General features: G+C 58.4%; 25 protein-coding genes. 17 read left to right on the top strand and 8 right to left on the bottom strand.

Going from position 1 to position 23,762, the window contains the following annotated elements; genetic code table 11:
• Window positions 1-94: 94 nt before the first annotated feature.
• A complete protein-coding gene (locus GRI38_RS11380) occupies window positions 95-868 on the top strand; it encodes a hypothetical protein (protein WP_160683935.1) in 774 nt (257 codons plus the stop codon).
• 146 nt (window positions 869-1,014) lie between these two features.
• Here GRI38_RS11380 and GRI38_RS11375 read toward each other — a convergent pair whose 3' ends face one another.
• The gene (locus GRI38_RS11375) at window positions 1,015-1,662 is read right to left on the bottom strand and encodes a hypothetical protein (protein WP_160683932.1); all 648 of its coding nucleotides are present in this window, start codon (window positions 1,660-1,662) and stop codon (window positions 1,015-1,017) included.
• Window positions 1,663-1,963: 301 nt separating this feature from the next.
• On the opposite strand from GRI38_RS11375, the gene GRI38_RS11370 reads away from it, so the two are divergent.
• The 4 genes from GRI38_RS11370 to GRI38_RS11355 are packed head-to-tail and all read left to right on the top strand — an operon-like array spanning window position 1,964 to window position 4,514.
• Window positions 1,964-3,022 carry a ribonucleotide-diphosphate reductase subunit beta gene (locus tag GRI38_RS11370; protein WP_160683929.1) on the top strand — a complete coding sequence of 353 codons (1,059 nt, stop codon included), beginning with the start codon at window positions 1,964-1,966 and terminating at the stop codon, window positions 3,020-3,022.
• A 50-nt stretch (window positions 3,023-3,072) separates the two neighbouring features.
• On the top strand, window positions 3,073-3,603 hold the full coding sequence (locus tag GRI38_RS11365; protein WP_160683926.1) for a hypothetical protein: 531 nt from the start codon (window positions 3,073-3,075) through the stop codon (window positions 3,601-3,603).
• The gene (locus tag GRI38_RS11360) at window positions 3,596-3,928 is read left to right on the top strand and encodes a hypothetical protein (RefSeq protein ID WP_160683923.1); all 333 of its coding nucleotides are present in this window, start codon (window positions 3,596-3,598) and stop codon (window positions 3,926-3,928) included. The genes GRI38_RS11365 and GRI38_RS11360 overlap by 8 nt, the downstream gene beginning before the upstream one ends.
• Window positions 3,929-3,977: 49 nt before the next feature.
• The gene (locus tag GRI38_RS11355; RefSeq protein WP_160683920.1) at window positions 3,978-4,514 is read left to right on the top strand and encodes a hypothetical protein; all 537 of its coding nucleotides are present in this window, start codon (window positions 3,978-3,980) and stop codon (window positions 4,512-4,514) included.
• Window positions 4,515-4,691: 177 nt separating this feature from the next.
• Here the strand turns inward: GRI38_RS11355 and GRI38_RS11350 are convergent, their stop codons facing one another.
• On the bottom strand, window positions 4,692-5,060 hold the full coding sequence (locus GRI38_RS11350; protein WP_160683917.1) for an endonuclease domain-containing protein: 369 nt from the start codon (window positions 5,058-5,060) through the stop codon (window positions 4,692-4,694).
• Window positions 5,061-5,419: 359 nt separating this feature from the next.
• On the opposite strand from GRI38_RS11350, the gene repC reads away from it, so the two are divergent.
• From repC to GRI38_RS11305, 9 genes are all read left to right on the top strand, one after another.
• Complete coding sequence (gene repC / locus GRI38_RS11345; RefSeq protein WP_160683914.1) at window positions 5,420-6,610, top strand: replication initiation protein RepC; 1,191 nt, start codon at window positions 5,420-5,422, stop codon at window positions 6,608-6,610.
• Window positions 6,607-7,239: a hypothetical protein gene (locus GRI38_RS11340; RefSeq protein WP_160683911.1), complete on the top strand. Its 633-nt coding sequence runs from the start codon at window positions 6,607-6,609 to the stop codon at window positions 7,237-7,239. The genes repC and GRI38_RS11340 overlap by 4 nt, the downstream gene beginning before the upstream one ends.
• 333 nt (window positions 7,240-7,572) lie before the next feature.
• Window positions 7,573-8,355: a hypothetical protein gene (locus tag GRI38_RS11335; protein ID WP_160683908.1), complete on the top strand. Its 783-nt coding sequence runs from the start codon at window positions 7,573-7,575 to the stop codon at window positions 8,353-8,355.
• Entirely contained in the window at window positions 8,352-11,402 is a 3,051-nt protein-coding gene (mobF, locus tag GRI38_RS11330) for a MobF family relaxase (RefSeq protein ID WP_160683905.1), read from the top strand. Before GRI38_RS11335 ends, mobF begins: the two co-directional genes overlap by 4 nt.
• A 58-nt stretch (window positions 11,403-11,460) precedes the next feature.
• Window positions 11,461-12,138, top strand: a complete 678-nt coding sequence (parA, locus tag GRI38_RS11325) for a ParA family partition ATPase (RefSeq protein ID WP_160683902.1) — start codon at window positions 11,461-11,463, stop codon at window positions 12,136-12,138.
• Entirely contained in the window at window positions 12,135-12,389 is a 255-nt protein-coding gene (locus tag GRI38_RS11320) for a ribbon-helix-helix domain-containing protein (protein ID WP_160683899.1), read from the top strand. Before parA ends, GRI38_RS11320 begins: the two co-directional genes overlap by 4 nt.
• 11 nt (window positions 12,390-12,400) lie before the next feature.
• Complete coding sequence (locus GRI38_RS11315; protein ID WP_160683896.1) at window positions 12,401-12,856, top strand: hypothetical protein; 456 nt, start codon at window positions 12,401-12,403, stop codon at window positions 12,854-12,856.
• A 173-nt stretch (window positions 12,857-13,029) separates the two neighbouring features.
• Complete coding sequence (locus GRI38_RS14155) at window positions 13,030-14,217, top strand: AAA family ATPase (RefSeq protein WP_202389967.1); 1,188 nt, start codon at window positions 13,030-13,032, stop codon at window positions 14,215-14,217.
• Window positions 14,218-14,223: 6 nt separating this feature from the next.
• On the top strand, window positions 14,224-16,443 hold the full coding sequence (locus GRI38_RS11305) for a S8 family peptidase (RefSeq protein WP_202389966.1): 2,220 nt from the start codon (window positions 14,224-14,226) through the stop codon (window positions 16,441-16,443).
• A gap of 289 nt (window positions 16,444-16,732) precedes the next feature.
• On the opposite strand, the gene GRI38_RS11300 is transcribed toward GRI38_RS11305, so the two are convergent.
• Entirely contained in the window at window positions 16,733-17,245 is a 513-nt protein-coding gene (locus tag GRI38_RS11300) for a hypothetical protein (protein WP_160683893.1), read from the bottom strand.
• Between the two features lie 139 nt (window positions 17,246-17,384).
• Here GRI38_RS11300 and GRI38_RS11295 point away from each other — a divergent pair, with 139 nt between their 5' ends.
• Window positions 17,385-18,125: a GIY-YIG nuclease family protein gene (locus GRI38_RS11295; RefSeq protein WP_160683890.1), complete on the top strand. Its 741-nt coding sequence runs from the start codon at window positions 17,385-17,387 to the stop codon at window positions 18,123-18,125.
• On the opposite strand, the gene GRI38_RS11290 is transcribed toward GRI38_RS11295, so the two are convergent.
• Entirely contained in the window at window positions 18,085-18,423 is a 339-nt protein-coding gene (locus tag GRI38_RS11290; protein ID WP_160683887.1) for a heavy metal-binding domain-containing protein, read from the bottom strand. The two genes, GRI38_RS11295 and GRI38_RS11290, sit on opposite strands and share 41 nt — an antisense overlap.
• Window positions 18,423-18,872, bottom strand: coding sequence for a hypothetical protein (locus GRI38_RS11285; protein WP_160683884.1), 450 nt, complete (start codon window positions 18,870-18,872; stop codon window positions 18,423-18,425). The genes GRI38_RS11290 and GRI38_RS11285 overlap by 1 nt, the downstream gene beginning before the upstream one ends.
• A 280-nt stretch (window positions 18,873-19,152) precedes the next feature.
• Between GRI38_RS11285 and GRI38_RS14370 the strand changes: the two genes are divergently transcribed.
• The gene (locus tag GRI38_RS14370) at window positions 19,153-19,686 is read left to right on the top strand and encodes an RES family NAD+ phosphorylase (RefSeq protein ID WP_419880272.1); all 534 of its coding nucleotides are present in this window, start codon (window positions 19,153-19,155) and stop codon (window positions 19,684-19,686) included.
• 268 nt (window positions 19,687-19,954) lie between these two features.
• Here the strand turns inward: GRI38_RS14370 and GRI38_RS11280 are convergent, their stop codons facing one another.
• From GRI38_RS11280 to GRI38_RS11270, 3 genes are read right to left on the bottom strand one after another with little or no spacing between them, the layout of a single operon-like run.
• Window positions 19,955-20,857: a plasmid partitioning protein RepB C-terminal domain-containing protein gene (locus tag GRI38_RS11280; protein ID WP_160683881.1), complete on the bottom strand. Its 903-nt coding sequence runs from the start codon at window positions 20,855-20,857 to the stop codon at window positions 19,955-19,957.
• Window positions 20,854-21,738 (bottom strand): plasmid partitioning protein RepB C-terminal domain-containing protein, encoded by an 885-nt coding sequence (locus GRI38_RS11275; RefSeq protein WP_160683878.1) that lies wholly within the window; start codon window positions 21,736-21,738, stop codon window positions 20,854-20,856. The genes GRI38_RS11280 and GRI38_RS11275 overlap by 4 nt, the downstream gene beginning before the upstream one ends.
• Window positions 21,735-23,303: a recombinase family protein gene (locus GRI38_RS11270; protein ID WP_160683875.1), complete on the bottom strand. Its 1,569-nt coding sequence runs from the start codon at window positions 23,301-23,303 to the stop codon at window positions 21,735-21,737. The genes GRI38_RS11275 and GRI38_RS11270 overlap by 4 nt, the downstream gene beginning before the upstream one ends.
• A gap of 74 nt (window positions 23,304-23,377) precedes the next feature.
• Here GRI38_RS11270 and GRI38_RS11265 point away from each other — a divergent pair, with 74 nt between their 5' ends.
• Window positions 23,378-23,749, top strand: coding sequence for a hypothetical protein (locus tag GRI38_RS11265; protein ID WP_160683872.1), 372 nt, complete (start codon window positions 23,378-23,380; stop codon window positions 23,747-23,749).
• Window positions 23,750-23,762 lie beyond the last annotated feature (13 nt).

The raw sequence follows: 23,762 nt of genomic DNA, 5'->3' as shown, positions 1-23,762 counted from the left end.
ACGAAACCGCTTCCTGCCGCTTTCGATTGCGCGTATTCGGAACGGCGTCGGCCAAGGTCTCTATCGGGAGGCCAGCCGCAACAGGGGTCCGCAGATGATTTCGACGCTTTCTCGCTATTTCTCCCGCAATTCTTTCGCTCTGGCGGCGGCAGTGCTGCTCGCTTCCTGCGCCTATGGTCCGGTCGTCGTCGACGACTACGCCGAGGCCGCGTCCTACGAGGAACTCATCGCCGGCGTTCCCGACGATAGCGAGCTCAACGCCGCGATCGACAAGAACGTGCTGCGCGTCATGACTCCCGGCGAGCAGGTCGCCGGCTGGAGCACCAGCGGAACCGACCTCGACACCGTGGTCGAGGCAGCCTCCGGCGGGTGGGACGGCAACGTGCTGCGCTTCACCCGCGCGAACGAAGTGTCCTACGGCTCCGATCGCGACTTCGCGCAATATTTCGGCGACGGATATACGGTCTATCCGGTTCTCGGCCCGCAGACGGCGTTCGATCAAAGAGGTGACGGGCTTGTGTTCGGCCTGATCCGCATCGGCGAAGGGGTCTGGTTCGAGTCGGTGAAACGCGAAGAGAAACAGGGAAATGCCGGGTGTTCTTCTACGGGCGCGCAGTCGGCACGGCTGTTTGCGAACCGTCCCTATGCGAGCCTCAGCAAGCTGGAAAAAAGTTTGCTCGCTGCCTTCGTCGCTGCGGCGGGTCGCGACGACGTGACCGTTTGCTCGCTCGGCGAAGAGGTTGGCGAGGGTCGTTACCGCTCGCGCTATTTCATGCCCGATGGGCGGCGCCTTCCCGTGTTCGACCGTGAAGCCCCGCAGGTCGGTATCGTCGCGCGCAGCGAACTCGCTCGCTCAATCGGCAGCTGATCGCGCGCTCGGTCGCGGAGCCACTCCGATAGCGCGCAAGAAAAACGCCCCGTCCGTCGAAGGGCGGGGCGCCGGGGGTGCGAGGGTTTCCCCGCGAAAAGGGAAGGAAAGCGGGAAGCGCCCCGCAAATCCCCCCTAACCGTTCATCATTCTTCTTCGTCCATTATGACAGGATTGGCATCGGCTATGGCCCGCTTGTCGGGTTGCGAGGAAATCTCGCCGGGGATGGCGCGCTCTTCGTCCGGCATGTCGTGACTGACCTGCGGCGGCGAGGCGCTTTGCGGATCGCGGCGATCGCCGGGTGCCTGCCGCCCCTGCTGCTTCTGCTGTTGCATCTGGGTATAGCCTGACGGGGTTTTCTTGACCTCGTCCTGCTCCTCACGACCGTCCGCATCGCGCGAATTGCCGTAGCCGGACTGGGCAGGGCCGTTCTCGGTCATCGGTTCGCGCGACTTGTCGCCGGATTGCTGCTGTTGCTGCTGCATCGGCTGCGTATCGCTTTGTGCTTCGCCATTGATGCTGCCGGGCTGGTTGACTTCGTACTGGTCATAGACTGGACGCGACACGCCGACATCGTTCTTGATCGCCTGCGGCTCGTTCGTCTGCGTCTGGTCATAGTCCGACTGCTCGGCCTGCCTGGTCTGCTCGCGCCGCTCCTTTTCCTGAGCGTCCTGCTGTGCCTTGCGGCGCACCTCGTCCTCCTTGGGACCGGTGCGTTCGGGCTCAATGCCGCTGCCGCTGCGGTTCGGGTTCTGCGTGACGTTGCGCGAGTCGTTGGGTTCGTATTCGCCCATGATGGGTATCCTTTCCGGGCCATGATGAGGCCCTCTTCATTAACCCAACGGACCGGACGCGAGCATCGTTCCGCCGCGATCAACCGGCGAAGGACGACCCGCCCCGCCCCTGCGGCGAAACCCGTTCGCGTTTTATCCCCGCCAAAAACACGACCCTTGCTATCGAATCGCAGCGATGTTTTCCTATGTTGGACGTTCGCCCGCACGGATCGCCCGGCAATACCAGATTTCGTTGCCCGACCCGGCGGAGGCGGCTAAACCGCCACAATATGTTGATCGCTGCCCACGGGAGTTTCCACCAATGTCGCTGACCGAAGCCCGCAAGACCTACAAGCCCTTCGAATATCCGTGGGCCTACGACTTCTGGAAGCGCCAGCAGCAGATCCACTGGATGCCGGAGGAAGTGCCGCTGGGCGAGGATTGCCGCGACTGGGCGCAGAACCTGTCCGCGCACGAGCGCAACCTGCTCACCCAGATCTTCCGCTTCTTCACCCAGGCCGATGTCGAGGTGCAGGACTGCTATCACGAGAAATACGGCCGCGTCTTCAAGCCTACGGAAGTGAAGATGATGCTGGCTGCCTTCTCCAACATGGAGACCGTGCACATCGCCGCCTATTCGCACCTCCTCGACACGATCGGGATGCCGGAAAGCGAATACGGCATGTTCCTCGAATATGAGGAGATGAAAGCCAAGCACGACTATCTGCAGGATTTCGGCGTCGACACGGACGAGGACATCGCCCGCACGCTCGCCATGTTCGGCGGCTTCACCGAGGGGCTGCAGCTGTTCGCCAGCTTCGCCATGCTGATGAACTTCCCGCGCTTCAACAAGATGAAGGGTATGGGCCAGATCGTCAGCTGGTCAGTGCGCGACGAAAGTCTGCATTGCGAGGGCATCACCCGCCTGTTCCACGCCTTCTGCGAGGAGCGCGGCTGCCTGACCAAGGCGGTGAAGGAAGACATCATGGACGCCTGTCAGAAGACGGTGCGGCTGGAGGATGCCTTCATCGACCTCGCCTTCGAGGACGGGCCCGTGCCCGGCATGACCGCGAAGGAGATCAAGAAATACATCCGCTACATCGCCGACTGGCGGTTGCAGCAGCTGGGCCTGCCCGCGATCTACATGGTGGAGGATCACCCGCTGCCCTGGCTCACCCCGCTGCTGAATGGCGTGGAGCACGCGAACTTCTTCGAGACGCGCGCGACCGAGTATTCCAAGGGCGCGACGAAGGGCAACTGGCAGGATGTCTGGTCGAGCTTCGACAAGCGCCGCAATGTCAAGGCCGCGAACGAGGAAGCCGCCGAGGATGACGGTCCGGGACTGTTTGGGGATGATGCGGGGGCCGTCGCGGCGGAGTAACGGCGTGATGGATTACCGGGCTGCCGCTTTTGAGGACTTAGGATTAAAAATTGTTAGCCAATTTACTAGCGCCAGCTAATCAAAGTTACATTTCACTCGCGTCGTTAATATTGACGCTGCTTGGTTTGCTGGCTGCTTTTTATGGGATTAGGCAAACTTACTTACAAGCAGTAGCTGCGAAAGAAAATTCAAAAGCAGCAACTGATGCTGTCGATACATTTCGACTACAATTAACGCTTTACGATGCCTCACGCGATTTAGCCGAGGCGAACTACGCGTTGGAGACAACAAAGAAGCATATTTATGCTCAATCATGGCGTTATGCAAATGACGCTTACGAAGATGCGCGAATAGCCTTTATACGGATCCACCGAGGCCTTCCTAGAATTTCTGATGAACTAGCAGAAGAGCTAAAAAATTCGATTAAACAGATGGAGTCATTTTGTGACAAGGTAGACGCTGCTCTAATAAATAAGGGAACCTACCCTCAGCAGAACAAGGCAATAGCAGTCATAAGGAAGAACTACAATCTTATCGCGGATCTGCAAAATCAAATAGCGAATGAGGCAAAAGATGTCTGATGAGTCTGACAAATACAATATTTTAGTAGACAAACTTCTAAATAAGACTGAAGAAGGCTCGCTTGATTGGGGCATAGTGCGGGATGAGCAACCTCAGACTAAACTCGGCGATTACATTATTCGCCTCCGCGCCGACGAAACCGCTGAGGGTGAGCCTGTCGAGGTAGTTTTATTATATCGTAACAATAACGAGCTAATTGACCAATTCAACGACAATGATCTGCGGGGTTCGTATTGGGCTAAAATGACGAAGCTAAGAGAGTTGGCTTTGCGAAAAGCCCGCGGTGTAGATAAAATTTTAGATGAAATTCTTAAGAACCTTTAGATCTTATAGTATTTTAATTAAGGTTGACTGCAGAATAGCGTGACGCTCGATGTCTTGGAGATTAAAAGACTGGTATGTTCTGAGCGAGCAAACACTCTCGCGTGAGCGCGATGACAGAACCGTCGCGAAGAGCGAATGGCACGCTTTGTCGGATGCTTGGAGGCAAGTCTTTACTAACAAAGAAGATAAAGCGCTTCACGATATTTGGAACGCCGTTTACGTAATCTGGATAAGCATTCCGCTCACGTTTGACTATGGCGCACTAACGAATCCGACCGCCTATATCGGTAAAGGCATGGCCCATGCCCGTTTCCGCGATCATATTGATAGCAAGCTAATGCCGACGCTCGATCTACTCAAAGGTGCGAAGTTCGACTTTTGGGTGCTCGAATGCGCCAGTGACGATATCGCACGTTCAAGCGAAGCGAAGATGCTCCAGTTCTTCGAAGAGACCTATGGACGGCTGCCGATCTTCAACAAGAGTAGACCTTCGCCCACAGCCGCCAAGCCGCATCCCGATTGTTGGAAGCCGCTCGACAGGCGTCGCGCCGGTCGACAGCGGACTTGGGCGGTTCGGCCTATCTAAATTGCGCTACCTTATCCCCCTCCCCGTGGGTAGGGGTAAGGGGTGGGGGCGGCGGAGCCGTTCCGGGACCAGCCCACACTGCTGCGACTAGCTTCGCCTTCGGCTCGCAAGCCTCGCTTCCCTCCCTGAAGGAAGGGACCGGCGCCGCGCTCAAATCCCCCTCCTGTTTAGGAGGGGTTAGGGGTGGTCCTGCAAATCTTGCAGCCGCTTCACCTCGGCCCAGATCGCGGCGACCACGCCTTCGACATTCCCCAACACCTCTGCATTGGTGAAGCGCAGCACCGTATAGCCTTCCCCGCGCATCCACGCGTCGCGGCGCGCATCGGCCTGCCATGTTCGATCGTGGCTGATGCCGTCGATTTCCACGACCAGCTTCAAACTGCGGCACACGAAATCCGCGAAGAACGGTCCGACCGGCATCTGGCGGTTGAACTTCGCGCCGGTCCGGCTGCCCGCGAGGTAGCGCCAGAGCAAGCGCTCCGCCGGGGTCGCCGCATTGCGCAACGCCCGGGCGCGCTGCGTCGTTCGAGAACGGGGTTGAAGCATTGCGGGGGTTTAGAGGGGGGCAGTTAAAGAAAGTCCCACCCCCAACCCCTCCCTGAAAGAAGGGGAGTTCTAACCCACCCCCGACCCCACCCGTGTGAAGGGAGTTCGCGATCTCAACTAACCATCTGTAAGACAATCATTAACAATGACACCAGGGTGGTGCGCTGTACGCCAATTGTACGAAGGGCCGCCAAAACCATCCTATCATATCACGGCTCGGGTCCACCAACGCTGAAACGAAAAACCGCCGGAAGGGCTGGCACCCTTCCCGGCGGCAAATTTCATAGCGTCACGGCTATTCCTTCTTCCTACGCGATGCTCGAATCGCGTGCAAGGGCAAACCTTGCCGGAGGTGCCAAATGAGCATCCCCCTCACTCACGGAGGCCTGCCTGACGGTGTGACGCCCTTTAAGCTCTGTGACCTCGTCGCTGAGATTGCGCCCGGCACCTGCAAAAAAGAGCGGCTCTCGGCAACGGCAGTTCGCATTCTGCAATACTTCATTCGGGCATGCCGACAATCCGACTTCGAACGCGGCAAGATCTGCGGCACTTGGGAGCAGCCGCAAACAATGGCAGGCGAACTCAGGATCTCGACCAAGGTCCTGCACAATGCCGAAGCGGAACTGCTCGAAGCCGGTTTAATAGAGCGCACTCACACTCCGCATGCCAGACGCAGCGGCAAGCGTCACAATGGTAATATCGTCGCGCTTGCGGGGATCAGTCTTCGCCCGCTGATCGATGGCTGGGCCAAATGGCAGGCACGGCGCGAAGCGATCGAACTGCAGGCTAGTGCGGTATTCTGCCTCAAGCAGGAAGTTGCGGCGCTCAATCGAGAAGTCCGGGCCTCTGATAATCGTGGCGCAATCGAGCGGGCAGGCGAAATCCTGCCGCGCGGCCGCGTCTCACGCATCAACGATGTCGAGAAGCTGGAAGCGTTGAAGGATGCGCTCGAAGCTCTCTTGGTGCTGCTGGAAGTTCCCTCTGGTGCAACGAAATCTTCCGACCAGACGGAAGAAATCGTTCCACCCAATATACCTGAATCAAACTCATCGAAAAACTGTAGCGGCGCTCGTTGCGGCAGAGGTGATGATGATCGTGCGACGGTGGTCACGCCGGCAGCGGTCGCTGGAATTGCTAGTTCTGACTATCAAAGCCTCTTGCCCGAAGGACGCCCGCCAAGCTGGCGCGATCTTGTTGATGCGTCAGAAACGGCACGCCGCTGGCATGGCATTTCAGAGGCTACGTTCGGCGAAGCATGCGAGCGATTGGGGCGCGAGCGTGCAGCGGTCTGCGTCGTGGTCATCGATCGCAATGCCCGATTGCCTGGTGAGCACCGCTATCGAGCACGATCAGGTCGAAGATGCCTGACTGGACTGCTGCGAAATCCTAAGGGCCTTTTGCCGATGTTTAGGGCAGCACAGGGCTATCCAGAGGGGAAAGTGGGCGAAGGTTCGTTCACACCAGAACCGTCGAGCCAAGATAGCCGCGGTAGCTTCGGGAATCTTGCTTCTGCCTCTTTGGCAAAGCTAGCAAGGGAGCGCATCATATGACCCCCGCGATGAGCGAAGGTCTCTGGCATGCCTTGCAAGACGGCAATCGGTGGTGGCCAACATACCATCCCCGGCGAACAGATGTTCTGAGCTGGCGGCATGCTGCGGCGATCCTGCTGCGCGAGGTCGATCCGGAACCGATTTTTGCAGCACTGCCCGATTTGTTCGAGGCGATCTACGATCAAAGTGCTGACGCCATTTGTGATCGGTTGTCAGGCACTGAAAGACTCACTTGGGCGATCTGGTTCGACATCTGGTTAGAGCATTTCGACCATTGGAATGACCCCGTTCGGCAGCTGGTCGAGCAGCATTGCATCGGCCCTGATGCTAAGCATCTGGCTGAAATGCTCACTCGTCTTGATGGAGCATCTTTCTGTGATTTCGTGCTTGATGCCTACGATCAGGACGTCATCAACCGCGCCGCATTCCAAACTGCTTTGAACGGGGAGCAGCTGCCGATCCTCAAACTCAGCGGGACGGGGTGGCCTTTTGAGCGGCTCGCCTTTTCATATTACGAGCGCTTCTGTGTCGAACTCGATCAGGAACCCGACGCGGCGCCTCAGCCGATGTCGGCTCTCGACTTCAATCGAGCAGGTCATCCGAATGTCTATCGCGAGGATGCCGCGTGAGCCTGATCAGCGAAGCCCCACCTCTGTTCCGGCCTTTCGGCCGGTCGCGTCCCACTGGAAATCCAGGAAGACTTCGAAATCCCCCAATCTCGCTCGCCCGGACTCTGGAGGACGAAAATAGAATTTCACACTTCATGCAGGTGGCCTGCTCTCGGTGGAGCGGACAAACCCCCGGAAAACGGTACCATACGGGGCAAGTACCGTTTTGTAGTTGGTTGCGGAAAGCTGGCTCTGTCGCACTTGCGGTCTGTAGGCGGCCTGTAGAACCGCCATATTTCAGAGACTTAAGAACTACGAAGATCTTGCGGTCATCCCTCTCGCCGGGAGGTCGTCATGGCGAAGACTGAACAGCTCCACACCTCTGTTTCCGCTCAAATTTATACCCGCTTCTCCGGAATCGCCGCCGAGCGCAATCTCTCGAACGCGGCTTTACTTCGCGACCTCGCCGAGGAGCTGGTTGAGGCTTATGACGCCGGACGCGCGATCTTCCAGAAGGACGCTGGACCGCGGCTCGACACCACCGTCAGCGGTTTGGTGCACCAGCTCAAAGAGCTCGTAATCGAAATGGACCGGGCACAGGCCGACAACGTCCGGATGCAGCATAAACTTCACGAGAAATGGAACGGTGGTGAAGAAGCCAACCGGCTCGCACAGCAGCGGCTCATTGCCGAGTTTCGAAAGCAGGACGAAGCCAGTCTTTCACCTTTCCTGACAATGACCGAAGAGTTGCTGACCGCATTCGAAACGCTGGAGCCGAAACTTTTCGAAGCGCTTGAAACGCGCCTAGCCCAGATTTCCGAGCAATTGGCCAAGACGATAGAGCTGGCAAGCGAGCCCCGGGAAATGCGGGGACTCTACTTGGGTGACAATCGAATGTTGTCGCTCAAATTTCTCAGCGCATGCGGAGGACTGCTGCTCTCGCTTGGAATACTGACGGGGCTTGTATTGCCCGGGCTGTTTAGTGGGTGGTCCGTCTGGCAGGCTTCAAAGCTGATCGACAGTCCCGCACAAATGTGCCGTTTGATCGAGCGCGAATACGGCCGCGCCGACTGCCACCTTCCTGAACCGGAGCGCGAACTCGGTCTTCGCGTCATCGCTCATGAGGATGAGCGATGATCCATGTAAATGCAGTCACGTCAGGTGCGGGGACCGTCGAGTACCTAACACAGGATAACTATTACACCTCTGACCAGGCGCTCGATTCCTCTGAGTGGTTAGGCAAGGGTGCCGCAGCGCTGGGGCTGAGCGGTTCCGTCGACAAGGACATGTTCGCCGCCGTCATCGAGGGCAAGCTGCCCGACGGTTCGGAGATCCAAGGCAAGGATGGCGTGCGCCGCTTCGGCGATGAACTCCACTTCAGCGTCTCGAAGTCGGTGTCATTGCTGGCGCTGGTTGGAGGCGACAAGCGCCTGATCGAGGCGTTCACGGAGTCGGCGAAAGTGGCCCTGAAATGGGCCGAAAAGAACGTCGTTGAAGCGCGGGTCTGGGACAAGGAATTGGGCACCGCTGTGCCCGAGCGCACGGGCAACCTCCTTGTGGCCAGTTTTCTGCACGATGTGAACCGGAATCTGGAACCCCATCTCCATATTCACGCGGTCGGCATCAATGCGACCCAGACCGCTGATGGCAAATGGCGAGCGGTCCACAATCCAGAATTCTACCGCGCTCAGCACGCGATGAGCGCGGTGCACAACTCCGAAATGCGCGCGCGGGTCGAGGCGCTCGGCTATGAAACTGTCCCGGCTCGGGAGGCGGTCGATGGCGCATTCGAAATCAGAGGTGTTTCCCGCGAGGTGATCGAAGCCTTTTCGACCCGGCGCGCTGAGGTGGTGGCCGAAGCCGCAAAAGATGGACGGAGCAGCGCAAGAGAACTGGAACTTGCCGCTCTCGCGACGCGCAAGGGCAAGGAAATGGACCCGGACATAGCGGGTCAGAAAGAGCGGTGGCAGGAAACAGCAAAGCGTGTGGGCTTTGACCATAAACCTCTGATCGACAAAGCTCTGGCGCGATCCAGCGCCGAGCAGACTGTCTGGACCCGGCTTGTGGCCGGCATTCGCGGGATCGGCGCCAAGGGCATGGCGATTGCCAGCGCCATAGGGCTGACCCCGAAGGATAAAGACCCATTGGTCCCGGAACGCCTCGGCCGTCTGGAACCCAAGGCATTTGCAGCCGCACAAGCGGTCGCCTCCGCTGCGAGAGAACTTGGCGAGCGCGAGGCGGCCTTCAGCCGCAATGATCTCATCCGCCATTCGCTCGAGCGCCAAGGACCATTCACGGTCGAAGCCATTGAGGCGCGTATCGAGCAACTTCAGCAACGGGGACTTCTGATTGGCAGTGGCCCGGCCGATCGCGACCGGATGCTGACCACGCAGCAGGCCGTAGCGATGGAGAACAAGGTCGTTGCTCTGGCGCTTGCAGGAAAGGACAGTGTTGAGCCCATCGCAGAACGGGACGGTGTGGTTGCGCGCCTGCAAGAACAGGCGCGGGCCATAGGCCTGCGGCGCCTCAATCAGGGACAGGAAAAGGCTGGAGCCGACATTCTGACGAGCCGGGACCGCATCCATCTCGTTCAGGGCGGCGCTGGCGTTGGGAAGTCAGCCGCATTGGCCCCGGTGGCTGCCATTGCGCGGGAGGAAGGGCGCAATGTGGTCGCGCTGTCTCACGTCGGGCGCATTGCGCGTGAGTTTGGGGAGAAGACCGCAGCGCCGGCTTCCACGGTGGATGGCTTTCTGGCCCGGTATGCGCGGGTTCTGGGCGGCAGTGCCAGCGCGGAACGGGTGGCTGAGGCGCGGGAAGAGCTCAGCGGCGCGCTGGTGATGGTGGACGAAGCGAGCCAGATCGGAACCGACCGGCTCGCACGTCTGATCGACCTCGCTAACCAGATGCATGTCGGGCGGCTCGTCCTCGCGGGCGATATCAAGCAGCTACCTGCAATCGAGGCGGGCAAGCCGTTTGCCCAGCTTCAGGGCCAGGATCTTGGCAGGAGCGACATCGCTGAAAACCTGCGTGCGCAGACGCCGCAGATGCAAGCGCTCAATCGTGCGCTGGGGGACGGTGACATCGATCAGGCGTTCAAGGAGCTCAAGGCGGCGACCACCGAGGTCGCGCCGGGCGAAATACCGAAGACTGCTGCGAACATATGGGTCGATCTACCGAAGGACCAGCGCGACAGCACTGTCCTCCTTGCCGCAGGTCGAGCGATGCGCAGCGCGGGCAATGCGGAGGCGCAGAAGGCATTGGCTGCGCGGGGCGAGCTCGGTGCGAACAGTATCCGCCTCGATGTACTCGACCGGGTAACCATCACCCGCGAAGGCGCACGCCAACTCAAAGGCTATCACGAAGGTCGCGTGGTCGCATTCCAGACGAACTTGCCGAGCCAAAAGTTCCAGCGCGGTGAGCGCGGCGAGGTCGTCGACGTCTCAGATGGCAAGGTCGAGCTGCATATGGGCGATGGCGAGCTCAGGACACTCGATCCCTCGCGACTTCCGGCTAATCTCAAGCATGATGCCGTCACCATTTTCGAGCGCAAGAGCATCGGCCTCCACGAACAAGACCGGATTCGCTGGACCGCGAAGGACGGCGAACGTGGGTTGCTCAACGGCGATATTGCCCATGTCGAGCGCATCGATGGCGGCAAGGTCACGATAAAGGCGGGCGATGGCAAGCTGCACGAACTGCCGCAAGGCGACTCGATGCTCGAGCGGCTCGATCTCGCCTATGCAATCAACGTGCATGTCGCACAGGGCATGACCGCCAAGGATGGCATCATCATGATGTCGGAGCGCGAACGGGCGCTCAACAGCACCGCCTCTTTTCTGGTCGCTGTCACCCGCATCGCCGAGCACGCCACGTTGGTGACCGACAATCCCGATCGTGTGCAGCGCCAGGTCGAGACCAGGACCGGCGAAAAAACCAGCGCGATGGATGTCTCGCAGGCCAAGACCAAATCGCCCGACCACTATCCCGGCTTCAAGGAAGACCTTCAGAAGCTCTCCGACAAACTCGGCCCCGAATATGCGATGGCCGTCCTCCAGAACCGCGAGCGCGATATCACGCTCGAAAAGCCCGCCTCGCGCAGCGGCATCAGCCGCAGCCAAGACGAGCTGGCACGCGACCGCGAGCGCGACCTGGAGCGCGCCCGCGATTTGGAGCGCGGACGCTGAACATGGCCACATCCCAACATCCCCACACTCTCACATGTGAACATGAGGACCATCGCGCATGAACACGAATCCACATCCCCACACCCGCACCGTCGCGATTGTCAGTCAGAAAGGCGGTGCCGGAAAAACCACGCTTGCGATCCACCTTTCCGCCGCTGCGACCAGAACAGGTCAGATCAGCCTTGTGATCGATACCGACCCGCAGGCCAGCGCCTCGCAATGGGCCGAATGGCGACGCGGCGCGCCACCCGAGGTCATCGACAGCGCGCCGCCGCGCATCGCCGCCAAGATCCAAGCGGCGTCTGCTCAGGGCGCCGAACTGATCGTGATCGACACGCCGCCCCATGCCGACCTTGCGGCCAGCAAAGCGGTCGAATGCGCAGATCTCGTGCTGATCCCCTGTCGCCCGAGCGCGTTTGATCTTGCCGCCATGCGCACAACCATCCGCCTGGTCGAACTGTTCGCCAAGCCGGCCTTCGTTGTGTTCACCGCCGGTCCACCCAACGCTCAGCTGATTTACGCTGACGCGATGGAATTGGTCACCGGGTTTGGTGCGCAGACCTGCCCTGTTATCCTGCCCGACCGCGCAACCTATCGCCATGCAGTTGCAGGCGGGCAGACCATCTTCGATCTTGATCCGGCAAGCAAGGCGGCGTGCGAGATCGAACAGCTTCACATGTGGGCGTGTGAACAGCTAAATATGTCCATACGCGAACAGGAAAGGATGTCCGCATGAACCGCTTCGCTAACCTCGCTGACAAGCAAGCGAAGGACAATGCGACGACCGAACCCATATCGCTTGCAGCTCCCCCACAAACCACGCCAAGCCGTGTGGGTCGTAAAGCGATTTCGGGCTACTTCTCGCCCGAGCTCTCGCTGGCCATGCATACCTGCGCGCGGCGCAATGGTCTCAGTCTGCAGGACCTGATGGCCGAAGCTTTCGACGATGTCCTGCGCAAATATGGCGAAAGCCCGATCGGATCGTGAAAGGAGAGATCATGAGCACCCCTAAAAAATTGCTGTGCGTCGCGCGCATCGAGTTCCTGATGCTCCGATACCAGCTCGCGGCGCTCCTGGTCACCTCGGCCCTTCTGCTCAGCCCACTTGCGATATTGCCATTGATCGGCGGCGCGGCGGCATCGGCTATCTTCGCATCCGGTACGGTTGCCTTGGCGTTCCTTGCCCAATGGCAAATCGCAAAACGTCTGTTTATGGGTCCACCCGCCAGTGCAGCGCTGATTCGTGTAGCGCGTAACATGCTGCCGTTGGCCTGTCGCGCCAAGTTCGACCACGAGGTTGTCGGCGAGCTTGAGAAATGCCGGACGCCGCTTTCGGCCTGGCGGATTGTCGACCTGCATCGATCCGTTCGGCGGAAGTGGTGCAACACGCGCAACAGTGATGTGGATCTTCTCGAGCAACATCTCGCTGCGCAGTTCGCGGAGGTATGTGACTGAAAGTGGGCCGGAAGCCGACCAACCGGTATCTGCGACAATGACCCGAAAGCTGCCCTCATCGCACGGGTGAACGTACCGGTAATAGCAGCGAGGTCAGACGCGCTGCAGAGAATGGCTGTCTAAGGTCAAAACCCTCCTTGTATCTTCCACTGGCCGCGTTGGCAGCACCTTCTGTGGACGAAACCGGAACGAACCTATTGCATTTTCGTCCACTCCGTGGCCTTAATAATCGAAAGAAAATCAAGCACCACGGGGCACAAATGGAAGAAAATGAAAAAATAAGGGAAAATTTCGTCCACTTGGCGCGAATCGCATTGTCTGAGCGCCAGCAAGACGTACACAGCTTTTTGCATCGGATCGTAAGGCGTTCCGATGATGCCAAGCTTTCGCAGGAGCTGGTCGAACTCTTGCGCCAGAAACCAACCCGATCGTCTCCCCTGCGCAAGAAGCAAGAGATGGCGCTACCGGTGGATGCAGACTCCCGGTTTCAACTCCTCCGAGTGGAAGAACATCCGGAGCTCCCACATGAGCCGGTGTATACCGATGCACTCAAGGGCACGATCGACCGCCTTATCGATGAAAGAAAGAACTCCGGCGCGCTTTTCGATGTCGGCCTCGAGCCGACACGAACCATCCTCTTCACCGGCCCACCGGGGGTCGGAAAAACAATGACGGCGCGGTGGATCGCGCGACGCCTCGGAGTACCGCTTCTAACTCTGGACCTGTCGGCGGTGATGAGTAGCTACCTTGGCCGGACCGGCTCAAATCTTCGGCATGTCCTTGATTTTGCGAAATCGATGGAGTGCGTATTGCTCTTGGACGAGCTCGATGCAGTTGCGAAGCGGCGCGACGACAGCGGGGAGATTGGCGAGCTCAAGCGCCTCGTTACCGTACTCCTTCAGCAACTCGATGATTGGCCCTCCTCGGGCATGCTCATCGCTGCCACCAATCACGAAGAGCTTCTCGATCCGGCTGTCTGGAGACGGTTCGAAGAGGTCGTCCATTTCGACGTGCCGAGCGCGGACGCGGCGGAAGCCTTTATTTCATCCCTTCTCAAAGGATTCATGCCGAAGGCTGATGCATGGTCTGAAGTCTTGGCGCTTTCGCTGTTGGAACAATCTTACAGTGATATCGAGCGCAAAATTACCGGGGCCCGCCGTGGGGCGGCACTGAACGGAAAGAAGCTCAGCGATCATCTCGTTCCACTCATCGCGGTCGATTCACAAACCAAGCAGCAAAAGATCGAACTTGCGGTGAAGCTGTATGCCGAAAAGCTGGTGTCGCAACGCCGAGCCCAGGAACTCACAGGCGTTGCGCGCGACACAATACGCGATCGCCTTAATGCGGACAACGAAAGCTAAAACATCATGGCACAGAATTTCCTTCTCGGTCGCGGCGAGCGCCTAACCAAAGACGTTATCGTGCGTTCTGGCGGCGGCCCTAAAGATGCGCCCTATAGCTTCGGCGAAGCACGGCGGCGCCTTACCCCGATGATTTCCGAGACGGTGCAAAAGATCGAGAACCTGCCCGACGATGCATGTCCGAATGATCGCGCGATCATATCTCTCACGCTCAACCCAGAATATATCGCGAAGTCGTATTTCCCGTTCGAACTGATGCGCGATGTTGGGATGGAAGTGGTCGGCAGTCGGCCCGCTAGAGTCAAACCCGAAAAGCGCTCCCGCAATCGGCCGCCTGTAGAAACCATTTCCACACAGCTCTTCGCGCGCGCGACGCGTTCAGCTTTGCGAAGCTGGGAAAATGCGCTGCCCGACTGGCCCGCTACGTCGGGCCGGGAAAAGGAACTTCCTTCGATCGAGGAGATTTCTGCGCCTATTCCGAGCAGCAAGATCAAGGGCGTGCTTCCTGAGACAGGCACGTTCCCGTTGGAAATCGTCCTTCACGCAGGAGAGCTTGAAGGCGAGATGGTGCTGCTGGATCAATTCGGAGATTTTCTCGAGGCTCGCGGCATTGAGCGGAACTTCGGCCGCCGGTTTTACGCGAAAGGTCTGTGTTTTCTCGAACTTGATGCCGAGTCCGAGCGGGCTGAAGAGATCGCTGTGTTCTCAAGCGTGCGCGCGCTGCGCAAGATGCCCGAGCTGAGGGTTCTTCGCCCGACGATTCGTTCGGCGGGCATCCCGACGGCCATGCCCGATCTCCCCGATGAGCCGCCCATATCGCGTGAGACACGCGTCGCCATTTTCGATGGTGGTGTGCCGCCCGGGCACCCTCTCACGGAGTGGGTAACGCCTTACGAGCTTCCCGACATGTTGCCAGCGACACAGGATCTGTACGAGCACGGCGTGGCGGTGACGTCGGCCGCGTTGTTCGGCCACATTGATCCGAAAAAACCAATCCCGCGCCCCTTCGCAGCAATCGATCATTATCGCGTGTTGGACGAGGATCCGGCTCAGAACCTTCACGAGCTATATGAAGTGCTCGAGCGAATCGACGGGGTGCTTTCGGGCCAGCATTACGACTTCATCAACCTCAGCATCGGTCCTTGCCTGCCGATTGAAGACGACGACGTCCATGCATGGACGGCAGTACTTGACGATCGACTCTCGAGAACTTCGACCTTGGCCGGTATCGCCGTGGGCAATGACGGCGAAGGCGATGCGCTAGCAGGCCTCAACCGGGTTCAGGTGCCAGCCGATTGTGTAAATGCGCTTGCGGTCGGTGCCTGCGATACCATGGACGATGACTGGCAACGCGCCTCATATAGTTCGGTCGGGCCGGGGCGAAGCCCCGGGATAATAAAGCCCGATCTGGTCGGATTTGGAGGCTCGGTTGCGCGACCTTTCGTGGTGGTGAGCCATGAAATGAGCCCTCAGCTGAACACGACCGGTGGGACATCGTTTGCGACACCCGCAGTTGTTCGGATGGCTTCGGGAGTTCGCGCGCACTTCGGCGGCAATCTGAACGATCTCGCGATACGCGCGCTGCTAGTTCATACAGCCGAGGGGACCGACATCGACGCCAAGGAGGTTGGTTGGGGTCGCGCGGCGCAGGACATCAATAGCATCGTCCTTTGCGCTGACGATGAGGTGCGGATTGTCTACCAGGGCGAAATTTCTCCGGCAAAGTACATTCGCGCTGCGATCCCGATGCCCGACGAAGAAATCTCTGGCATGGTGAATATGAAAGCGACGGTCTGCTACAAATCGAACACCGATCCGCATCATCCGGGCAATTACACGCAGGCCGGTCTGGAGCTCACCTTCCGTCCGCATGACGGGAAGTTTTCACGAGACAACCAGCTGCATGCTGATACGAGGTCGTTCTTCGGCACATCTCAGGCCGGCGCGACAGAGGAAGAACTGCGCCGCGACGCCTGGAAGTGGGAGAATTGTTTGCACGGCAAGATTCGGATGCAAGGTCGCTCGCTGAGTAACCCTGTGTTCGACATTCACTACAATTCACGGCTTGAAGGGCGTAATTTTTCGCCCGACGAGAAGCTGCGATATGCTTTGGTCGTGTCGGTCCAGGCAAAGGCAATCGCCGATCTTTATAACCAGATCGTCCGACGCTACGCAGCACGCCTTGAGCCGCTGCGGCCTGTGCTGGAGGTGCCAATTCGCACTTGAGTTCAAAATCTGTAGTCGCTTCTTTCGATGCGGTGATGCCGGTCGCCAAAGCTATTTGTCTAGCAGTCCACAACCTGGACGCGTTGTACGCACAAGCAGCGACATTAGCTTGCAGGGTAAGCAACCGGAATATTGGCATCTAGCCGACCTAATACGTCCTCGAACGAATGACTGCTTCAGGCGAACGGAATCAATCGGCGGAATGATCGAGATCAGGGCGCAAAGCTGCCGATAGGAAGGCCCAGTTCCAGCGTACCGCGACCTGCGAAAAGATCTGACAGTTCAAAGATTAGTCGCTCAGTTTCCCGCCCGACTCGGGATCGAGAAACCACGATGCACCGAGTTCGAAATCGGGGTTGGCTGCTGCAATTGGGCCATCAGGCTCATCGCCAATGTATGGCGAGCGAGCGGTTTGCACATTACCGCCATGCCGAAGCAACTCGGCTGAGATTTTGGCCCTTCCGCTAAGGATATGGAGCAGCCACTCCAGATCCGCGAGCATTTGCACCACCCCGCGGCCGGCGAGCGAATAATACAAGCAGCGCTGGAAATCGTCGCAACGGGTCGACAGGATACGCGCCAGCTTCGCTTTAGCATCTGCGTATTCCTCATGAACCGCCTGTAGCGCTTCAAAGAGTTCGAGCGAGGCATAGTAGGCATCGAATGGATCTACACCGATGCAGGCGTTCGCCAATATGCGTCGGGTAGGACGGTTCGCCTCATCCAGCGCCGCCTCTGTGAGCGTGATTTCGAGATCGAAAGGACCGATGTCGAATGACCCAGGATTGAATGATGCAGGCATCGCTTGCCCCTTTCGTGGACAGATTATGGAGAAGGAGCCCTTCGGGCAATCACCACAATCGGTTTGCGCATATAATCGGGAATTGGCCGGGGTAAAAAAGAGGAGGGGGAGGGGCGGCATCGAACGAAGGAGAAGTTCGATGTGCAACAATTCGCTCGAAATTGGTCACGATCTTGAGGACCGGATGAACGAAGTAGCGACGCAATTTGCGCAGGCCGCCGATGGAGCCCCATACGTAGTCTACGCTATTCTCGATCCCACCAAGACCGATCCGAGAAGCCGATACCAAGCGCTACCTTTTTACGTGGGGGAAACGAAAAACCCGCATGGTCGAGCGATCGATCATATTCGTCGAGCTCTTGCGCAAAAGGACAAGTATCAGTCCGCTAGATCAGAAATCTATCGTTTGATGCTGGCCAACCAACTACCGCGATTCATTGTGCTCGAACGATGTTCGACGCGCGCTCAAAGCCTGGAGGCGGAATTGCGCTGGTCGCAACAACTCCTGAAGTGGAGCTACTCTCTGTCCAATTGCCTCCCGGGCCAGTCGCGCATCATCAACAAGCTCCACTATGAAAGGCTCATCGCCAACCGCCTATGGAAACTGACTATGGTTGAAGCCCATGCCGCAGGGATCACTATAACGGAGTCGTGCCCATCTGGATGCTACCGGAAGGTAGTGGAGCTGAGTGCTTGCGCGGCTTCCGAGAACTCGGGGCGAAAACTGGCATCTCTCAAGGAAACGATCACAGCTTGCAGCAGGTGCCAATCAGAGCCGACCATCGCGATTGCGGAGCAGAACGGCTCTCAGACATCCTGGAAACGGCCATCGCACAATGCTATTGATCTACCTCGACTGCTATCACCGCATCGCCAGTGACGAGAAGTGACGACACGATGAAGCCGGCGCCGATCGGCATCGGGGCAAGGCGTACATTCAGAATGGCGTTTGCACCGAGATCTTTCGCACTCTCGCACATTTCCAACATGACTTCTTCGTAGACTTGTCCTGCGTCTTTGCGCGGATCAAGCAGCCCCACCTTGATGTTTCGCGACGATCCGACAATCGCCAGGTGCTTCGAGATCGTCCAACCGGGAAGTGATGGGGCCGAAGTCACCATGTGGGTTGGAATGGCGAGCTCTCTTGTGCCTCCGCCAAAAACATCGCGCATACCCATCAGCGCGGATCTCTTTCAGATACGAAGCGTGCCGGGCCATCGGCGGCGATTTCCAGCGCTCGTTCCATGACGGCGAAAAGTACTCGTCGTTCTTCGACGCTATCTGCTGGGCTCCCGAGCAAAGTCACCGTCTGATGTCCGCCTACAGTCGCGTTGGTCTCGCGATTTGCGAGGGTCACGAGCGCCCACGCATAAGCTCTGTCTTCTAGGATGCCGCTGGTACCTCGCAGATCGACGTATAAATTCTGTGCTTCGAGGAAGGCGCATAATTCCTCGTATTGATCGAGGTTTGAGAGCGCTGACTCAACAGCCTCCTTATACGCAGGGTCGTACTCGATAATGATTTGGCAGGCACTTTGTGGATCGGGTAGCGCGTCGGCCGCAAAGAGCGCGGTGTGCGCGGACCACAAGAAAAACGGTGTTGCCCAGAGATTTCGTGCGGTCTTCACTTTGGCGCCTCCAAATTAACTGAGAGGCGGACCCGAGCCGGGTGTTAGTAACCTGGACTTGCGCACAGGCGCTGCCGCCTTTGGGCAGAACCTTGGACATGCGCGACAGCCACCCGGCCGAAACTGGTTCGACCGGTCGCAAGATTGCGAGGTTACTAAGCCTCACCCGCGGGACTGACCGACGGGCGTGTTCCAATTATCCGAGATCGTCGTTTAGGTGAAGGCTGTTATGCGACGGTAGTATCCGGACAGGTTCCAGTCTGAGTGAGCGCGAAGCGCGATGTCTGAGAGTGGGTTGAATGCAGACTGGCAGCTTTCGAATGGAAACGTCATATTGGCGGACATGAGGTTGTGGCGGCTAACACGATTAGGTCATCAGACGTTGGATGGAAAAGGTGCCGAGCTGTCGGGCGGGCGATACTCTTCTCCGGGTCTGCCAGTAGTCAGCCTTGCCAGTGAAGCCGGGGCTGCGGTCTTGATCGCTCTTAGGTATTGGCTTGATCGCCTCGACGAAGCACCGAACGATCTCACTCTTGGTTGGACGAATATTGACTCAAGACCGGAGCGCGCGCCCGATGGTTTGGCCGAGGGTGAGATTAAGACGCTTGTTGATGATTGGATCGTCAATCGCAACTCACTGCTATTGGCAGTTCGATCCAAAGTTCTCCCCGAAGCAGATGTCGTTCTCCTGAACCCGGCGCATGAGGATGCTAGAAGCGTTTCCCCCTTACAAACTCGACCGTTCCGCTTTGATGAGTGCCTCCATCGGCCCCCGATGCTTGACGCATTCCGCGAAAGAAGAGGCTCAGACTAACCTTGGCAGTCCGATCGTCTCAGGCTTCCTTCTATAACGGCGGCGATTGCTGCAATCGGATCGGAAGCTGAAATATGATCTGATTAGAATACTCCGCACCATGTGTGCCGGACCCGAGCAAGTCCGGCACACCTTTCCGCCAAGTCCTATCGGACTTGTGGTGGGCTTCCTGCGGGTTCGCCGCCATTCCCAACGCCGCGCTCGATCCGCCCCACAGTGCGGCGTCTCCTGCGGTCCCCGCGCTTGTCGGGTCCGGGTCCCCATCGTGCTAGGTCGCACGGCCAGTCGCTGTCGATTGGTCAAGCGAAGTTGCCTGAACAACTGACCTGAAATTCTCCAAGATTTCGGGGTGGCGAGTTTCGAGAAACCGCTCGATCTCGCGCTTGCCAAGCAGGCGTTCGAGGAACCCCGATGCCACGACCAGCACGAGCATGTCGTCGCCGTAGGACATCTCCAGTTCCTTATAGTCGGTACTGAGCTCGGACATTTCCCGCTCCAATCGCTCCATCTGTTCGGTCGATAGGCCCGTCGCCTTGCGCTGTTCGTCAGGATTGAGGAGGTCTTCCGGTTTGGTCGTTGCGAGCAGGGCCTTCGCATAGGAGGAGGTGAAGTTGTTCGCAGAGACCATCAGCTCCGCCACTTCAAGCTGGCGGAGTGGTTTCATCTTGCGCAGCTTCTGGAAAGCGACGTGGCCAACCTGCTTGTCCTTCAGCAACTCGGCGACGTCGTCGCTTATGCCTCGCAAGAGATGGCGCCGGTTGCGGATCACCTTGATGTCGACATTGAGTGCGCGCGCGAGCTTCTCCTCTGAAACACCGCGATCGAGCGCGCGGACGATCATGTAATGCTCCTGGATCACCGCAAGCCGATTGACCCGCTTGTTATAGGTGAAGGATTCGTCGTCATGCGCGATGATGCAGGGCACCTCGCTAATCCCCTGTTCGCGCAAGGCCGCGAGCCGCACGTGTCCGTCGAGAAGGAGATAGGCTCCACCCTTCTGACGCGCGACCGATAACGGCTCGATGATACCGACTTCGCTGATCGAAGCGGAAATACGGCTGTATTTGACGCTCTGCTGAAGTGTCTTCGGCAGCGCCTTTGTTGGCAACAGCTTCTCGATCGGAAGGGTGATCACATCCTGATCGAATGCGATCTTGATCGGCTTGGTCATGGGGAAATCCCTGTACCAACACGCTCGGCCAGTGCTTCGGGCAACGAGGTGATGCCTTCTGCTCGCATCAGGGTCACGAAGTGCTCATCCGCAAGCAGGCGGCGAAGAGCATTGGACACGAACAGCAGGCGGCTGCGTGCCAGCAAAGCGCGCTTGATCAGGAGCTTCTGGCGTTCGGTTTCGCGCTGGTAGGAGCGGATCAGGGTTTCCGAACTGACCCGCCGCGTTCGCACATCCTTGCCCGAGCCGCGATGGACCTGCTTGCCGCTCACCTTACGCTGCTCGATGATCTGCCGGATCGCGAGGACCTGATTTCCAGGCAACTTGTTCTGCTCGTAGGCTTCGGCGAGCGCCTTCTGGACCTCGCCTTCCTTGGCTCTCGCGATCTCCATCGCGATCGAATGCGGAATGGTGCCGCGCTCGACCGCGTTGATCAGTTTTTCTTCACCTTGCTCGAGCAGAACACAGATGGCAGCGACATAGTCGACCGAGAACCCGACTTTCTTGGCAATTTCTGCGTGCGAATAGCCGCGCTGAGACAGCTCTCCGATCCCGTGGACCAGTTCGAGCGGGCTGTGCTGGCGCCGTGCCAAATTCTCGACCAAGCTCATGACAAAGCAATCCTCTTCGCTCGCTTCGACGATCATGGCCGGGATTTCCGAGGCGCCGAGGGCGATGAATGCTTCGAGCCTGCCTTGACCACAGACCAGATCGTAGCGGTTCTTTCCGGGTCGCTGGCTGACGGTGATTGGCTTCTTGAGGCCAAGAGAGGCGATGGAGTCGACCAGTTCCTGAAACACGCGCTTGTTGCGCACACGTGGATTGAGCACGGTGATGAGGTCGATCGGAACTTGACGAATTTCGGTGCTTGCGTCGCTCATGCCGCCTTCCTCAGCGATGTGCGACGAGTCAGTTCGACGAAAGCGTCGAGGCTATCGTAGCGGAAAGCATCGAGAAGGATGCCATTGTCGGGCGCGAGGCGTAGCTTCGGGGTTCGGTTGAGGTCCAGCCACGGGAATAGATAATAATCGCGCACCGTCTGGTTGTCGTCCTCCATCCGGATGGCGATAGTAAGATCGGGACGAAGACCGCTATCGAAACGAACCTGCCAGCGCATACCGCCTGACGGTGAGACGTGGCAGCGGGCGATAACGAGTGCGACGGTGAACTCCTCGTTGATCCGCAGGAGATCCGATACGGGATCGTGGTCGACAATGCCGCCCTGCTTCTCGATCTCACCGATCACCGACGCGACAATTTCGGGGTGCATGGCACGCAGCGCTCGATTGATCTCGATGTAGCTGTAATCGCGCGATGGTGTGTAGCCGACGAGTTCATAGGCGCGGGTCAGGCTTCCAAAGCGATGCCGGAATGTCGAGCTCGACGGCATGTCCTCCATCTCGTCGATAACCACGCCCGACAGCCACCCCTTGTCGGCAAACAATTGTGACAGGCGGTCGAGCAATTCCTGATCGGTGAACCGGCGCGAGCGCTCCTGAATGATGCGTTGGGCTGCGTCGAAGAAATCCTGCTCGACGATCGGCTCGAAAGCGCCATCCTGCCGCACCCACATGTCGGGCGGATTGGCGACACGCTTTGCTTTCAGCTTGTAGGAAATACGGTTGTAGACATTGTTGCCGATGTATTTCTCGTTGGTCAGGATCTGGTGGACGGTCCCGCGTGTCCATTCTCTCCCAAGGTCGGTCCGGAGTCCCTCGGCGTTGAGTACATCGGCGATCTCGCTTTCACTACGCTGCTGCACGACGAACATGCGGTATAGACGACGCACCGTCTCGACCTCCTCCGGCGGTCCGGGTTGAAGAATCACCCGGTCGGTCTGCAGGCTCTTGTGCTCGCCGCGAGCGAGTTCGGCCTTCACCCGGCCATGCTCGTCGACCAGTACGCGTCTGAGGCCGAAGCCGGCCGGGCCACCCTGTCGATAGCCAAGCCGTATTAACCGGCATTGTCCGGTAAAGACCTTGGCGGACAGCTCCCGGCTGTATTCGCCGGCCATCGCGCGCTTCATGCTCTTGATGATGGTAGCACTAAGGCTTCCGTCATTCTCGAACTGTTCCGCGCAATAGTGAACTGTAATCCCGCCCTCACGGCAGATGAACTCATAATAGGCGCTTTCGTCGGCGTCCTGAAACCGGCCCCAGCGGCTCACATCATAAACGAGCACAGCCTCGAAATCGGCTGCCCCGCATCGGACATCCTCGATCAGTTGCTGCAGCGCCAAACGCCCTTCGAGCTTCAGCCCGCTTTTGCCGGAATCCTCATAGGTCTTGACGATCTCAAAGCCGCGCCGCGCGGCATATTGCGCAATGATCTCTGCCTGGTTCTCGGTCGAGTATTTCTGATGCTCGGTCGACATGCGCACATATTGCGCGGCTCGAACTAGCGATCCTTCGTGGTCTTTGTCTTGTCCTTCTTCGGCCGCCTGCATCTGCCAGATACTTTCATTTTCTCACGGAATGACACCCTTCGATTCCCTCGAATATCTATTGGGAGTTCAGTGGTATGTCGTTCACGAAGAAGGACCGAAGTCTTCAGTCGAAATCAGGAAAGACTTTTCCGGAATTGTCGCCATCGGCATTGAGCGGGGCGCTTGCACTTGCGCTCAAACAGGAATTTGGTGAGCTGCCATCGTCGGTCAAAACCGTCGCGAAGCTGACCAACTCCAACGAGCGGGCGGTGCGAAACTGGTTCGATGGAAAGAACAGCCCAAGCGCGGACAATCTTGTCATCCTGATGAGGCATTCCGACCAGATTTTGCGGACCGTGCTTGAACTGGCGGATCGGCGCGATCTTATGCTTGCAGTTGGCCTTTCGAGCCTTCGCGCTCAACTCGTGGACGTACTATCGGCGATCGATGAGGTGCAGGGTAGTTGATCTGGCATGAGCC

The organism is Parapontixanthobacter aurantiacus (genome assembly GCF_009827635.1).
Lineage (GTDB): Bacteria > Pseudomonadota > Alphaproteobacteria > Sphingomonadales > Sphingomonadaceae > Parapontixanthobacter > Parapontixanthobacter aurantiacus.
Note: the sequence above shows the minus strand (reverse complement) of the source record. Positions and strands in the feature narration are given on the sequence as shown.

Coding starts and splice junctions, on each gene's coding strand:
- GRI38_RS11335 (WP_160683908.1), top strand. CDS start 7,573: ATGGCGAAGACTGAACAGCTCCACACCTCTGTTTCCGCTCAAATTTAT.
- mobF (WP_160683905.1), top strand. CDS start 8,352: ATGATCCATGTAAATGCAGTCACGTCAGGTGCGGGGACCGTCGAGTAC.
- GRI38_RS11300 (WP_160683893.1), bottom strand. CDS start 17,245: ATGCCTGCATCATTCAATCCTGGGTCATTCGACATCGGTCCTTTCGAT.
- GRI38_RS11270 (WP_160683875.1), bottom strand. CDS start 23,303: ATGCAGGCGGCCGAAGAAGGACAAGACAAAGACCACGAAGGATCGCTA.
- GRI38_RS11275 (WP_160683878.1), bottom strand. CDS start 21,738: ATGAGCGACGCAAGCACCGAAATTCGTCAAGTTCCGATCGACCTCATC.
- GRI38_RS11375 (WP_160683932.1), bottom strand. CDS start 1,662: ATGGGCGAATACGAACCCAACGACTCGCGCAACGTCACGCAGAACCCG.
- GRI38_RS11265 (WP_160683872.1), top strand. CDS start 23,378: ATGTCGTTCACGAAGAAGGACCGAAGTCTTCAGTCGAAATCAGGAAAG.
- GRI38_RS14370 (WP_419880272.1), top strand. CDS start 19,153: ATGTCTGAGAGTGGGTTGAATGCAGACTGGCAGCTTTCGAATGGAAAC.
- GRI38_RS11305 (WP_202389966.1), top strand. CDS start 14,224: ATGGCACAGAATTTCCTTCTCGGTCGCGGCGAGCGCCTAACCAAAGAC.
- GRI38_RS11340 (WP_160683911.1), top strand. CDS start 6,607: ATGACCCCCGCGATGAGCGAAGGTCTCTGGCATGCCTTGCAAGACGGC.
- GRI38_RS11315 (WP_160683896.1), top strand. CDS start 12,401: ATGAGCACCCCTAAAAAATTGCTGTGCGTCGCGCGCATCGAGTTCCTG.
- GRI38_RS11350 (WP_160683917.1), bottom strand. CDS start 5,060: ATGCTTCAACCCCGTTCTCGAACGACGCAGCGCGCCCGGGCGTTGCGC.
- GRI38_RS11360 (WP_160683923.1), top strand. CDS start 3,596: ATGTCTGATGAGTCTGACAAATACAATATTTTAGTAGACAAACTTCTA.
- GRI38_RS11290 (WP_160683887.1), bottom strand. CDS start 18,423: ATGGGTATGCGCGATGTTTTTGGCGGAGGCACAAGAGAGCTCGCCATT.
- GRI38_RS11295 (WP_160683890.1), top strand. CDS start 17,385: ATGTGCAACAATTCGCTCGAAATTGGTCACGATCTTGAGGACCGGATG.
- parA (WP_160683902.1), top strand. CDS start 11,461: ATGAACACGAATCCACATCCCCACACCCGCACCGTCGCGATTGTCAGT.
- GRI38_RS11320 (WP_160683899.1), top strand. CDS start 12,135: ATGAACCGCTTCGCTAACCTCGCTGACAAGCAAGCGAAGGACAATGCG.
- GRI38_RS11280 (WP_160683881.1), bottom strand. CDS start 20,857: ATGACCAAGCCGATCAAGATCGCATTCGATCAGGATGTGATCACCCTT.
- GRI38_RS11355 (WP_160683920.1), top strand. CDS start 3,978: ATGTCTTGGAGATTAAAAGACTGGTATGTTCTGAGCGAGCAAACACTC.
- GRI38_RS11380 (WP_160683935.1), top strand. CDS start 95: ATGATTTCGACGCTTTCTCGCTATTTCTCCCGCAATTCTTTCGCTCTG.
- GRI38_RS11370 (WP_160683929.1), top strand. CDS start 1,964: ATGTCGCTGACCGAAGCCCGCAAGACCTACAAGCCCTTCGAATATCCG.
- repC (WP_160683914.1), top strand. CDS start 5,420: ATGAGCATCCCCCTCACTCACGGAGGCCTGCCTGACGGTGTGACGCCC.